A 13,054-nucleotide genomic window follows, 5' to 3' on the forward strand; every position below is an offset into this window, starting at 1 on the left:
TTCATGCCGCTACGGTGAGAATATTCATGGTGCGCTTGAGGTTGTAGGCGATGGCGGTGAGGTGGACTTGGGCGGCGGCTTTGGCGAGACCTCGCCATCGCATTCGCCTGAGGCCATAGCATCGCTTCCATGTTCCGAAGATCTTCTCGATCCGCCCCCGCACGCGATGGATCGGTTTATTCCATTCATGGAGCTTGCGCAGCGTTTCGGCTTCGTCGCGGCCCCACATGCCGGTGGCGACGATCCGGGGGACCCCACCCTTTGCAAGAACGGCATCGCGAAAGTGATTGCCGCCGTAGGCACTATCGGCAAACACCTCGCCGGGATTATCGGGCAAGGCCTCCGGGCCTGCCTTGCCGTCATTGATATTGGCGGATGTGACCGAGACTTCCTCGACCAGTGCCGTATCTGCATCGGCGCCAACGTGGGCCTTGAAGCCGTGAACAGCCTGCTTTCCCTTGTGCTTTACCCAGCGGGCATCGTCATCCTCCTCACTGGCGGACGCGATGATGGTCGCATCGACCAGCGTTCCGGTCTTGACCGTCACCGCCTTTGACTTGAGCTGCATGGTCACGGTTTCAAACAGCGCCCGGTCAAGCTTGTGTGCAACGAGCAGCTTGCGAAATCTGACAAAGGCGGTCCGTTCGGGCGTGGCTTCATTCGCGGAGAACCCGCAGAAGCGGCGAAAGGAGGCTCGATCGTCGAGCGCTTCGGCCAGCTTCACATCGGACAGGTCGTACCAGATCGACAGAAGCAGGGCTCTGAACATCGCCAGTGGTGGCCAGGCCGGCTCACCCTTGGTAGCGGGATAGAGCGGATCAAGCAGTTCCGCGACCTGACGCCAGTCGATCAGTGATACCAGCGCGTCGAGCGATGAAGCGGCCCGCTCGCGCCCGGCAAAACCAAACTGCTCCTGTCCGATCGAACGTCGTGCCACCTACCGCCCTCCTTCTGGGAAAGCCTATAGAATCAGCAATCAACGCCCATGTCGACGCCCACCCGCGCGCAGGTCTCATAAGGGAACGGATCGGCTTCAAACGGGCTGCAGTAGCCGTTGCCCGCAAACTGGCCGTCATTATGCACACCATGCTTAAATCGGGCGAACTCTTCAATCCAGCCATAGGTGCAACAGCATGATTGCCCGCGTTCTGCTCGTTTCTCCTCGGCATTCATGATCTGAACGTCAGCCTCATGTCCCTGCCGGGGACGTGGGCCGAGCCATTCCGCTTGAAGGGTTGCACAGCTATCAGAGCTGAGTGCGCCCGAAACATTGGAAGGCTCTTCCCGCGAAGCCCATCATGCGGCGGCTCATGCCGACCGCGCAGACGACCCTGCTCCCGGCATACAGTGATGGCCTCATGACCCTGAACATCCACCAAGCAGAAAAAAGGACTTGCTCTATTACGCGCGATTAGTTTCCGTTGTGATCAAGCCCGTTTTTCGACCCACAATCGATCGGCTTTGATGAGCGCAATTGCCATCACGATGAGCTTGCGCATCAAGGTGACGACGGCAACCTTTGCGGGTTTTCCAGATTCGATGAGACTTTGATATTTCGCTTTGAGGTCTGGGTTGTAGCGGGCGGCGACAAGGGCCGGCATGTAAAGCGCACGTCGGACATTGGCCCTTCCGCCCTGAATGAAGCTACGTCCTTTCCATTGCCCTGATTGACGAGCGATGGGAGCAAGACCTGCAAGGGAGGCTGCTTGTTTGGGCTCGAGTGCTCCCAGCTCTGGCATGGTGGCGACGAGCTGGTCAGCAGTTCGTATGCCGACGCCGGCAATGCTTGAGATAATTTGATGGCGGCGCGCTAACGCTGGATCGGTTGCGATACTTTCCGCGATTTCTGCATCGACCTGGGCGATATGCCGGTCAATCTGGTCCAGACGATGTTTATGCTGCCGCTTGAGAAGCGGGACCGTGAGATTTTTCGCCTGGTTCTGGACGGCAATCTTGTCGCGGACCAAGCTATCGCGGGCGCTGATCAGTTCGGCCAGCTTCGCTTGTTGCGGCGTAGTCGCTGGGCGGACCGGAGGCTGTAGTGTCGCGGCCATGCGGGCAAGGATCGTCGCGTCGATTTTGTCCGTCTTAGCAAGAGTGCCCGCTGCTTGCGCAAACCGGCGAGCACGGGCCGGGTTCAATTTAACGCATGGCAGATCCGCCAACGCCTGCTCAAGCCGGCGGTGGTAGGAACCTGTCGCCTCATAAGCGATCCGATCAATCTGGCATTGCCCAAGCCAGACTACCAGTTCCTTGTGTCCCTTGATCGTATTCGCGAACTGCCGCTCATAGCCGGCAGGATGGGCAAACACGTCGAGGGTTGCTTTCGAGATGTCGATGCCGACCGTTTGTGGTAGAGAATTGTCCATCTTTTCCGCTGTCCTATTCTTGTCATCCGAGCCCGAAGCCCTGGTTTCCGTCCAGGCCTGTTGGAAAAGAAAGGGGTGATCACACTAATCGACGGTCCTCCACGATCGAGACAACCTCGATCCATCCCCTTCCGCCTGATCCGGGGTGGCCACCCCGGATCAGGCATCTCATGATGCCCCAGCAGGCACAAAAGTCATAAGACAAGACGACCCTTCACCAAGCCGGCCTTTCCCACGTACACGCCGGATGTCCGCTATGCCCCCAATATGCGCATGCAAGACGGAGAAGCGTCTGGCCTGCAACTGGGGAGTGGAAGTCGAAGCCTGAACGGCCGGCAAGGGTCGGGAACCGACGCCGGGGCAAAGGCAGCTATCCTCACGTCCCGGCTCCGAACCAGACACTCCGAAACCGGCCCAAAGCTGCAGTTAACCTCGCGCCGTTTGCTTGAAGGTGGGTCGAAGTACCTTGGCGCCGCCGCGCAACTGGTCGAGATAATCTGACCAGTGCTGCATCATGCGCACGCGTTCATCCCAGTATTGCCCCCGTGTGTAGGCGCGGCGAACTGCATTGCCCTCAACGTGGGCCAACTGACGTTCGATGGCATCGGCGTTCCACAGGCCCATCTCGTTGAGCAGAGTGGCAGCCATGGCGCGGAAGCCATGGGCGGTCATCTCGTCCTTGCCATAGCCCATGCGACGAAGTGCGGCGTTGATGGTGTTGTCGGACATGGGTCGGTTGACTGAGCGCAGTGAGGGGAAAAGATAGAGGCTGTAGTCCGCGTCGTGCTCTATCTCCCGAATGATGGCGATGGCTTGACGGGATAGCGGCACGGCATGCGGACGGCGCATCTTCATCTTGTGTTCGGGGATCGTCCAGACCTTCCGATCGAAATCGAATTCTTTCCATTCGGCATGACGCAGCTCCCCAGGACGCACGAAGACATGCGGCAACAGGCGCATGGCAATCTGGGTCTGTGCGTCTCCCTCGTAATCCTCGATCGATCGCAAGAGGGCGCCAGCTTCGTTCGGGGTCGTGATCGCGGCGCGGTGGACGACCTTGGGTGTGACAAGAGCGCCGCGCAGGTCCGCGCAGACATCGCGCTCGGCCCGTGCTGTCGCGATGGCGAAACGGAACACCTGGCTGCACGTCGTGCGCACGCTGGTCGCGGTGTAGAACTTTTTTGTGCGCTCGATCTTCTTGAGCGCCAGCAGCACTTCGTGCGCGGAGATCTTGGAGATCGGACGCCTGCCGATCGCGGGCATCACCAGGCCGAGCTGCCACTCGTATTTCTTGATCGAAGCGGCAGCTCGATCCTCAAGCCGGACCTTTTCCAGCCATTCATCCGAAACAGCCTTGAAGCTATTCGAGGCCGCGACCGAATCGGCCATCTTGTTGAGCTTGGCCTGATCTACCGGATCGATACCGTCTGCCAGCAGGCGGCGGGCCTGCAACAATCGTTCCCGCGCATCCGCGAGTAGAAATTCGGGGTAGCGCCCGAAGGTGATCGTCCGCTGGGTCTGATGGAAACGGTAGTTCATCCGCCAGTACCGGGTTCCGCTCGGCTTCACGAGGAGGTACAATCCATCCCGGTCCGACAGCTTGTACGGCTTGTCCTTGGGCTTGGCGCGTGCGACCGATGCCGCTGTAAGCCCCGATTTCCCTGCGATTGCGGCCATGTTGATGGACCTCCGACAGCTTAAATTGGCTACAGGTCCATCAGATGATCCATCATTTGCCTGAGATTGAGTGGAACATATCCGGAACTGCCCGGACAGTGTATCAGCCAAAAACCGCAGAAAACAGCCATTTTTTGAGGCGTTTTCGGACTTCCTAGGAGGGCGGCTGGAGCGGGTAGCGGGAATCGAACCCGCCTAGCTAGCTTGGAAGGCTAGAGCATTACCACTATGCTATACCCGCTCGTTCCGGCGAATAGTCCGGTCAAAGCAAGCCGCTTCGTGACGCCGCTTTTCACGAGATTCGTCGTTTCGTCAACGCCTCTCTTGCACCGGGCGGGTTTCCCATTGTGGATGAGACCATGCAGCCGCGGGCCGTGGCAGGTCGGCATGGCTGCTCACGGCAGGCACGCCCCCCCCCCCTTGCATTGCTGCCGGGCGCCACGACATCGTGTGTTCGCCAATGCAGCAATGCTATGCTGGAGTGACCGCCACACGAGGAGTCGCGCGACGATGAATTCATTCGGTACGCCCAATCCGAGCGAAGACCAGAACCCGGCCAAGAGGCGCAATGCGCTCGACCTTCTCATGAGTTCGGGCCTTGGTAAGCTTCTTCGCGGCCTTGGCGTGACCTCGCGGCGCAGTGGCGGCGAAAGCCTGTTGGAAATTGCCGACGCCCTGCTCTCACTGCGCGGTCGCGCTTCAGGACCGGCTCTCGCCTCGGCCTTCTTCGACCTCTACGAAGCCAGCGATGCCTCGGCGCGACAGGAGTTCCTGGCCAAGGTACACGAACGGCATCCCGCCGACGGCAAGGCGATCGACAAGGCCATCGCGCGATGGAACGAAAAGCGCGACGAGGCTTCAGCGCTGGCTCTCAATCAGGCCGCGGAATTGCCCAGTCACCGGCTGATCAACCAGCTGAACCTTGCCCCGCAAGGCACTCAGCGGCTGATCGGCCTGCGCGAGGACCTGCTGGCCGTGCCGCGCAGCACGCGATCGGCCGGCATGGCCGCGCTGGACCGCGAACTGGAAAGCGCTTTCACCGCCTGGTTCAATGCCGGCTTCCTAGAATTGCGGCGCATTGCCTGGGATTCGCCCGCCTTTCTGCTGGAACGGATCATCCGCTACGAAGCGGTCCACACGATCCATGGCTGGGACGACCTGCGCCGCAGGGTCGAGCCGATGGACCGGCGCTGCTACGGCTTTTTCCATCCCCAGATGCGCGACGATCCGCTTATTTTCGTCGAAGTGGCGCTTACCCCGAAGCTGCCGGGTGCGATCCACGAGGTGATTGCCGAAGAGCGCATCACGACCGATCCGCGTGAAGCCAGTTGCGCCATCTTCTATTCGATCAGCAATTGCCAGGTCGGCCTCAAGGGCGTTCCCTTCGGCAACCACCTGATCAAGCGCGTCGTCGGTCTCCTCAAGGAGGAACTGCCGCACCTCAAGACTTTCGCCACGCTCTCACCGGTCCCGGGCTTCGCCAAGTGGCTCGCCAAGGAACGGGATTCCGATACCCGCCTGTCCGGCTCGGGCGAAATCCGGCAACTCGCCGCGCGCTATCTCGTCGAGGCCAAGGGCAAGGGCGGACAACCCCTCGACCCCGTCGCCCGATTCCACCTGGGCAACGGTGCCAGGCTCGAGGCGATTCATGCCAACGCGGACCTCTCGCCAAACGGCCAGAAGCAGTCGCATGGCGTCATGGTCAATTACCTCTACGATCTCGACGAAATCGAGGCCAACTACTTTGCGCTCACGGAAGCGGGCACCGTGGCCCATTCCAAGGCCGTGCAGGTCCTGATGGACGAGCCCGAAGGCAAGAAAGGCGGCAAGAAGAAGGCCGCCGCCAAGGGCAAGAATTCTGTGGCCGCCTGAAGCGGCAGGGCGGTCGCAGATCAGTGGCCGGGAAAGTCGAGGAGCGCTTCTACCGACACGCCTGCATCGCGCAGTCGTGAGGCACCGCCCAGCTCCGGCAGGTCGACGAGGAACAATGCCTCTTCGACGACGCCGCCTGCGCGCCGGATCAGTTCGAGTGCGGCCATTGCGGTGCCGCCGGTGGCGATGAGATCGTCCAGCAACACGATTCGGCTGCCTTGTGCCACCGCGCCGGGGTCAATCTCGAGCGTGTCGGTTCCGTATTCGAGGGCGTAATCGATCGCGAGGACCGGGACGGGAAGCTTGCCGGGCTTGCGCACCGGAATGAAGCCCACACCGCAGTGCGCAGCGACCGCCGCCCCAAAGATGAAACCGCGCGCCTCGATTCCGGCAATGGCTTGTGCGCCGGCAGCTTCAACGCGCTGCGCCAGCATTGCCACGGCAGCCGCAAAGCCCGGGCCGTCGCTCATGAGGGTCGTGACGTCGCGAAACAGGATGCCCGGCTTCGGGAAATCCGGGATCGAGCGCACAAGCGCCTTGAGGTCATCGGGACTCACGGTTTTTCACTCCTTCAAATGCGAAGCGCCCCTGCCATCCGGAGATGGAGGGGCGCCTGCGTTCCGGTCCGGAAGACCGGGTTATCAGTGCTTCTTGTCGGCCCAGATGTTCCGGTACGACATGTAGCCCAGGATGGTGGCGAAGAGCAGGAAGCCGAGGATCGGCCAGCCGGTCTGCTTGCGCTTTTCCAGCTTGGGCTCTGCAGCCCAGGTCAGGAACGCCGCGACGTCCTTCGACATCTGGTCGACGGTCGACTTGGTGCCGTCACCGTACTCGACCTGGCCATCGGCGGTGAGCGGCGGAGCCATCGCGAGGTTCAGGTTCGGGAAGTACGGGTTGTAGTGCAGGCCCGACGGCGTCTTGGCATCCGGGAACTCCTTCAGGAGTTCGGCGGGCTGGTCCTGGAAGCCGGTCAGCAGCGAGTACACATAGGCCGGGCCTTCGTGGCGAGCCTTGGTGATCAGCGAGAGATCCGGCGGAACCGCGTTGTTGTTCGCCGCGCGAGCCGCCACGTCGTTGGCGAACGGCGACGGGAAGTAATCCGTCGGCGCGCCCGGACGCATGGTGGATTCACCGGTGTTCGGGTCAACGCCCGGAACCGTGAAGCCGGCCGCGATCGCCTTCACTTCAGCTTCGGTGTAACCGAGCGCGGCAAGGTCGCGGAAAGCGACGTGCTTGAGCGCGTGGCAGGCCGAGCAGACTTCCTTGTAGACCTGGAAGCCGCGCTGGAGCTGCTGGTTGTCGAACTTGCCGAAGGGGCCGTCGAACGAGAAGTGCACTTCCTTGGGCAGGAGGTGGAATTCATGCTCGGCCGTGGGCGGCGACGGATCAGTCGCAGCCGTGATGGCGCCGAGCACGAAGGACCAGGCCAGGGCTACCGTGAAGAACAGCCCGACGAGGATCGAGAGAATGCGTGCCATGTCTTTCGTCTTTCGTTCTAGCTGTTGATCACGCCGAGGGAGCGAGCTTGGCAGCCTCATCCTCGCCGAGAACGGACTCGGTGATGGAATAGGGCAGCGGCAGCGGCTTCTCGATGGCCGAGACGATCGGCAGGATGATCAGGAAGTGCGCGAAGTAGTACAGCGCGGCGATCTGGCTGAACATGACGTAGGGTTCTGCCGCCGGCGCACCGCCGCAGTAGAACAGGACCGCCATGGCCGGGATCAGGCCGAACCAGAAGAACTTCTTGTACAGCGGGCGATAGGAGCCCGAACGCACCGGCGACTTGTCGAGCCACGGCAGGAAGAACCAGACCAGGATCGCGCCGAACATCGCCAGCACGCCCATGAGCTTTGCCGGGATGAAGAAGAAGTCCTGGGTGAAAGCGCGCAGGATCGCGTAGAACGGCCAGAAGTACCATTCGGGAACGATGTGCGCGGGCGTGCTCATCGGGTTGGCCGGAATGTAGTTGTCCGGGTGACCCAGGGCGTTCGGGAAGAAGAACACCATCGCGCAGTACAGGAACGCGAAGACGCCGATCGCCCAGCCGTCCTTGGCAACGTAGTAGGGATAGAACGGAACGGTGTCGCTCTCGCTCTTCACTTCGACGCCGGTCGGGTTCGAGGAACCCGGGATGTGCAGTGCCCAGATGTGCAGGATCACGACGCCCAGGATCACGAACGGCAGCAGGTAGTGCAGCGAGAAGAAGCGGTTCAGCGCGGCATTGTCCGGCGCGAAGCCGCCAAGCAGCCACTGCTGCAGCGGTTCACCGACAAGCGGAATTGCGGAGAACAGGCCGGTGATGACCTTGGCGCCCCAGAAGCTCATCTGGCCCCAGGGAAGCACGTAGCCCATGAAGGCGGTCGCCATCATCAGCAGGAAGATCACGACGCCCAGCAGCCACACCATTTCGCGCGGCGCCTTGTACGAACCGTAGAAGAATCCGCGGAAGATGTGGATGTAGATGACGACGAAGAATGCCGAGGCGCCGTTGGCGTGCGCATAGCGCATCAGCCAGCCCCAGTTCACGTCGCGCACCGTCATCTCGATGGTGTCGAATGCCACCGCAGTGTTCGATGCATAGTGCATCGCCATCACGATACCGGTGACGATCTGCAGCACGAGGCAGAGCCCCGCGAGGAAACCGAAGTTCCAGAAATAGTTGAGGTTGCGCGGAACCTCGTAGCCGCTGCCGACAGCGTTATAGACGAGGCGCGGCAGGGGAAGCCGGTCGTCCATCCACTTCATGAAGGGATGGGAAGGCTTGTATTCCTTGGCCCAGGGAAAGCTCATGATCGTGATCCTCTCTCTTGGCCTTAACCGATCTTGACGACGGTATCGGAGGTGAATTCGTACTCCGGAACCTCGAGGTTCTTGGGCGCGGGGCCCTTACGGATGCGGGCGGCGGTGTCGTAGGAAGAACCGTGGCAGGGGCAGAAGTAACCGCCGAACTCGCCGCGGTTCTCACCCTCGCCGGCACCCAGCGGCACACAGCCGAGGTGGGTGCAAACGCCCATGGTGATAAGCCAGTTTTCCTTGCCTTCCTTGGTACGCTCTTCCAGCGTCTGCGGATCGCGCAGGGTCGAGACGTCGACCGCGTTCGCTTCCTTGATCTCCTTGGGAGTCAGGTTGCGCACGAAGACCGGCTGCTTGCGGAAAATCGCCTTGATCGCCTGCCCCGGCTGGATCGCGGAGATATCGACTTCGGTCGACGAAGCCGCAAGAACGTCGGCCGATGCCGACATCTGGCTGACCAGGGGAATCACTACCCCAACGCCAGCGACACCCGCCGCGCTTACTGCGGCGATATTGATGAAGTCGCGCCGCCGCACGCCATCTACTTCTGCCATGTTTGCCCTTGCCTTGCTTTCGACAACCCACTGCCGGGGGACCGACAACGAGCCATCAGCTTACCAATGGTACGCTTGGTATCCCCCTTCGACGGCACGCAGTCCGGACGTGCTCCGGGCCGATACCGACTTGGCGGGCCTGATATACACGAAAGTCCGCCGTGCCAACCGCCTTTTTGGTCTGGCACAAGGCGCAGGAAACCTTGCCGGTTTTGATGCGCCCAGTCCCGCCGCAAGCTGGCTTGCTGCGGCAAGTGCCGCAGGTTCAGCCCAGCCCGATCAGCGAAAGCTCGCGCCCATAGGCGGGTTCGTTGCGGTGCGTGGCCAGGCGGAAGGAAAAGAATCGGTCCGGTTCGGCATAAGTATCGAGACGCAGACGCTCCACCGCGGCAAGCCCTGCAGCCTCGAGACGCGCGGCGACATAACCTTCCAGATCGAAATGATGATGGCTTTTCCTGCCCGCCTCGAAGAAGCGGACGTTTTCGGAATCGTCCTTGCAGAAGCGGTCGAAGAAGGACTGGTCCACTTCGTAGGACGCCTGGGCGATGCAGGGACCGACCGCAGCGACGATCCGGCCCGCCTTTGCCCCTAGCGTCTCCATGGCCTCCACGGTGCGGTCGGTGACGCCGCCGATGGCACCTTTCCAGCCGGCATGGGCAGCGCCGACGACGCCCGCTTCGCGGTCGGCCAGCAGGACCGGCGCGCAGTCGGCCGTGACGATCCCCAGCAGCAGCCCCGGACGATCTGTGACAAGGGCATCGGCATGCGGGCGGGCGTCATCCATCCACGGATCCCCGCCCACGACGACGCAGTCGGGCGAGTGGACCTGATAGACCGAGACCAGCCGCGCGCCAGGCTTGACCGCGGCGACGGCGCGCGCGCGATTCTCGGCCACGTCGCCGGGATCGTCGCCCGAGCCGAGCCCGACATTCAGCCCGGCGACCGCGCCCCGGCTCACGCCGCCGCGCCGGCCGAGGAACCCGTGCGGCAGCCCCTCCAGCAGTGCAGCCCGGTTGACTTCGACCGCTGCGGCGCCGGTCATCTCTGGCTCGCTGTCAGCCAAGGCTCTTGGTCACCTGTTCGCGCACGTCGCGCGACAGATCCGGCAGCGATGCAATCTTCTCGAGCTCTGCCTTCATCAGGTGGGAGCGCTCCGCTTCGATTCGCCGCCAGCGACCCAGGGCCGGGACGAAGCGCGCCGCAGTCTGCGGGTTGATCGGATCGAGCCGGCGAATCAATTCGCCGATGGTGCGATAGCCTTCCCCGCCGGCATCGTGGAATGCCTTGGGATTGACCGCCGCCGACATGTAGAGCGCCCGCACCCGGTTGGGATTGGACATCGTGAAGTCCGGGTGCAGCGCCAGGTCGCGGATGTGGTCGAGCACCAGCGGATGGGTGGATCCGGCCTGAAGCGCAAACCACTTGTCGATGACGAGCGCATTGCCTTCATAGCGCTTGTGGAAGTCGTCCAGCGCCTGCTTGCGCTCGGGCACGTCAAGTCCGCACAGCACGCTCAGCGCACTCTGGCGATCGGTCATGTTGTCCGCCGCCCAGTACTGCGTATCGGCCCGGCGCGCCCCTTCGGCCGGATCGGCCGCGGCAATGTAGATCAGCGCCTGCGCCTTGCACTTGCGCGCGCCGCGCGCGCCGGCATCACGGCTGTATGGTATCGCGGAAACGCGGTCGTGCAGCGCCCGCAGCGAGGCGGAAAGCTCCCGGCCCAGCCATGCCTTGAGATCCTCGCGCGCCTCGTAAAGGGCGCTCGGGTCGGCGACCAGCAGCTGCTCGGCCAGGTAGGAGACCGGCGGCAGCATCAGCAGTTCACCGCGCATCAGGTCATCGAGGGCGACATCGTCGAGCACGGCGGCGAAGGCGCGCTTCACGGCGTTGCGCTCTGCGGCCTTGGCCGATGCGCTCATGGCGTCCGACACGGCCGCGATCAGGTGGCGAACGACAAGGCTCTGCATCGCCTCGTATCGTGCAAAGGGATCGTCGTCGCTGGCGGCGAGGAACACCAGGTCCTCGACCGGCCGCTCGACATCGAGGGCGATCGGCGCGGAGAAGCCGCGGTTGACCGAAAGCACCGGGGCCTTGGCATATCCCTCGAAGCGGAAAGTGTCGCTGGCCTTGTCGAGGACGATGAGCCGTTCGCCGTCGTGGCTGGCCGTATCGCGGTCGAACAGGGCGATCCGCAGGGGAATCGGCATGGGCTGCTTCATCGCCTGCCCCGGGGTGGAAGGAACGGCCTGGCTGACCGTGAGGGTCACGGCATCGACTTCATGGGCCATGCGAACCTGCACTTGCGGCGTTCCGGCCTGCGAGTACCAGAGGCGGAACTGCTCGAGGTCCAGTCCGGCGCCTTCCTCGATCGCCTTGATGAAATCCTCGCAGGTCGCCGCTTCGCCGTCATGGCGTTCGAAGTAGAGATCGGTGCCTTTGCGGAAGCGCTCCGGCCCCGCCATGGTCCGCATCATGCGGATGACCTCGGCGCCCTTGTTATAGACCGTCGCGGTATAGAAGTTGGAGATCTCCTGGTAGGAATCGGGCCGGATCGGGTGCGCCAGCGGGCCCGAATCCTCGGGGAACTGGGCCGAGCGAAGGACGCGCACGTCCTCGATCCGCTTGACCGGCTCCGACCCCATGTCGGCACTGAACAGCTGGTCGCGCAGCACCGTGAAGCCTTCCTTGAGCGAAAGCTGGAACCAGTCGCGGCAGGTGATCCGGTTGCCGGACCAGTTGTGGAAGTACTCGTGCCCGATCACGCCTTCGATCGCATCGTAATCGGCATCGGTCGCCGTGTCCGGATCGGCCAGGACATAACGGGTGTTGAAGATGTTGAGGCCCTTGTTCTCCATCGCCCCCATGTTGAAGTCGGAAACGGCGACGACATTGAACAGGTCGAGGTCGTATTCGCGCCCGAAGGTCTGCTCGTCCCACTTCATCGAGGCGATCAGCGAATCGAGCGCGTGCTGGGTGCGGCTCTCATCCCCGGGACGCACCCAGATGTTCAGCGCGACCTGGCGGCCGCTGCGGGTCGTGTAAGCGGCACTGTTGGCGACGAGATTCCCGGCGACAAGCGCGAAGAGATAGCTCGGCTTGGGCCAGGGATCGTGCCACTCGGCCCAGTGGGTACCGTTCTCCCCTTCCCCCTGCGCGGTACAGTTGCCGTTCGAGAGCAGGATCGGGAAAGCCGCCTTGTCGCCGGCCATGCGCACCGAATAGACCGAAAGCACGTCAGGCCGGTCGGGAAAGAACGTGATCCGGCGGAAGCCCTCTGCCTCGCACTGCGTGCACAGCATCCCGTGGGAAGCATACAGGCCCATCAGCTGGCTGTTGGCGATCGGCTTGATCAGCGTCTCGATCTCAATCTCGTGGGCCTGGCCGTGCAGTTCGATCAGCAGGTCCGGGCCGTCGAGCCGCCAGTCGTTGATCGCCTCGCCATCGACCCTCACCGAAAGCGGCGCAATCTGATCGCCATTCAGACGGATCAGGTCCGATCCGTTCCCGGCCGGATTGCGCTGCACTGAAAGCTTCGAAGTGACGTGCGTCTCATCGACGCCAAGTGCGAACTCCAGCGCGATCTGCGGCACCAGCCAGGCCGGCGGCAAGTAGTCTTCGCGGTGGATGACCGGCGGCGCCTGTGGCGGCGGCGCGGCGTCGGCAACCTGCATGTTGGCTTCGGAGTCGGCGGGAGTGCTGGCGATGTCCATGGCCTAGATTTAGAGGCTTACCTTGCGATTGCCAGCCGTTGCGGTACGAATTTACCCGGAGTCTGGGGGGATAAGATCG

11 protein-coding genes and 1 tRNA gene are annotated in these 13,054 nt (G+C 62.6%); 1 reads left to right on the plus strand and 11 read right to left on the minus strand.

Features of this window, described 5'->3' with window-relative positions:
• Position 1 precedes the first annotated feature (1 nt).
• From J3474_RS15915 to J3474_RS15935, 5 genes are all read right to left on the minus strand, one after another.
• Positions 2-937: an IS5 family transposase gene (locus tag J3474_RS15915; RefSeq protein WP_207094842.1), complete on the minus strand. Its 936-nt coding sequence runs from the start codon at positions 935-937 to the stop codon at positions 2-4.
• A gap of 32 nt (positions 938-969) precedes the next feature.
• The gene (locus J3474_RS15920) at positions 970-1,173 is read right to left on the minus strand and encodes a hypothetical protein (RefSeq protein WP_207094982.1); all 204 of its coding nucleotides are present in this window, start codon (positions 1,171-1,173) and stop codon (positions 970-972) included.
• Between the two features lie 254 nt (positions 1,174-1,427).
• Entirely contained in the window at positions 1,428-2,369 is a 942-nt protein-coding gene (locus J3474_RS15925; protein ID WP_207094843.1) for an IS110 family transposase, read from the minus strand.
• 426 nt (positions 2,370-2,795) lie between these two features.
• On the minus strand, positions 2,796-4,046 hold the full coding sequence (locus J3474_RS15930) for an integrase arm-type DNA-binding domain-containing protein (RefSeq protein WP_207094844.1): 1,251 nt from the start codon (positions 4,044-4,046) through the stop codon (positions 2,796-2,798).
• A gap of 167 nt (positions 4,047-4,213) precedes the next feature.
• A tRNA-Gly gene (locus J3474_RS15935) sits at positions 4,214-4,287 on the minus strand.
• Positions 4,288-4,556: 269 nt separating this feature from the next.
• On the opposite strand from J3474_RS15935, the gene J3474_RS15940 reads away from it, so the two are divergent.
• Positions 4,557-5,918 (plus strand): malonyl-CoA decarboxylase domain-containing protein, encoded by a 1,362-nt coding sequence (locus J3474_RS15940; protein WP_207094845.1) that lies wholly within the window; start codon positions 4,557-4,559, stop codon positions 5,916-5,918.
• 20 nt (positions 5,919-5,938) lie between these two features.
• Here the strand turns inward: J3474_RS15940 and J3474_RS15945 are convergent, their stop codons facing one another.
• The 6 genes from J3474_RS15945 to pepN all read right to left on the minus strand — a co-directional run bounded on the left by J3474_RS15945 (position 5,939) and on the right by pepN (position 12,975).
• Complete coding sequence (locus tag J3474_RS15945; protein ID WP_207094846.1) at positions 5,939-6,475, minus strand: adenine phosphoribosyltransferase; 537 nt, start codon at positions 6,473-6,475, stop codon at positions 5,939-5,941.
• A gap of 84 nt (positions 6,476-6,559) precedes the next feature.
• Complete coding sequence (locus J3474_RS15950; protein WP_007012749.1) at positions 6,560-7,396, minus strand: cytochrome c1; 837 nt, start codon at positions 7,394-7,396, stop codon at positions 6,560-6,562.
• A gap of 28 nt (positions 7,397-7,424) precedes the next feature.
• Positions 7,425-8,708, minus strand: coding sequence for a cytochrome b/b6 (locus tag J3474_RS15955; protein WP_013831580.1), 1,284 nt, complete (start codon positions 8,706-8,708; stop codon positions 7,425-7,427).
• 23 nt (positions 8,709-8,731) lie between these two features.
• The gene (petA, locus tag J3474_RS15960; protein WP_007012747.1) at positions 8,732-9,265 is read right to left on the minus strand and encodes a ubiquinol-cytochrome c reductase iron-sulfur subunit; all 534 of its coding nucleotides are present in this window, start codon (positions 9,263-9,265) and stop codon (positions 8,732-8,734) included.
• 265 nt (positions 9,266-9,530) lie between these two features.
• A complete protein-coding gene (pgeF, locus tag J3474_RS15965; RefSeq protein ID WP_207094972.1) occupies positions 9,531-10,307 on the minus strand; it encodes a peptidoglycan editing factor PgeF in 777 nt (258 codons plus the stop codon).
• 13 nt (positions 10,308-10,320) lie between these two features.
• Positions 10,321-12,975, minus strand: coding sequence for an aminopeptidase N (gene pepN / locus J3474_RS15970; protein ID WP_207094847.1), 2,655 nt, complete (start codon positions 12,973-12,975; stop codon positions 10,321-10,323).
• Between the last annotated feature and the right edge of the window lie 79 nt (positions 12,976-13,054).

Source organism: Novosphingobium sp. PY1, assembly GCF_017312445.1.
In the GTDB taxonomy this organism is placed as follows: domain Bacteria; phylum Pseudomonadota; class Alphaproteobacteria; order Sphingomonadales; family Sphingomonadaceae; genus Novosphingobium.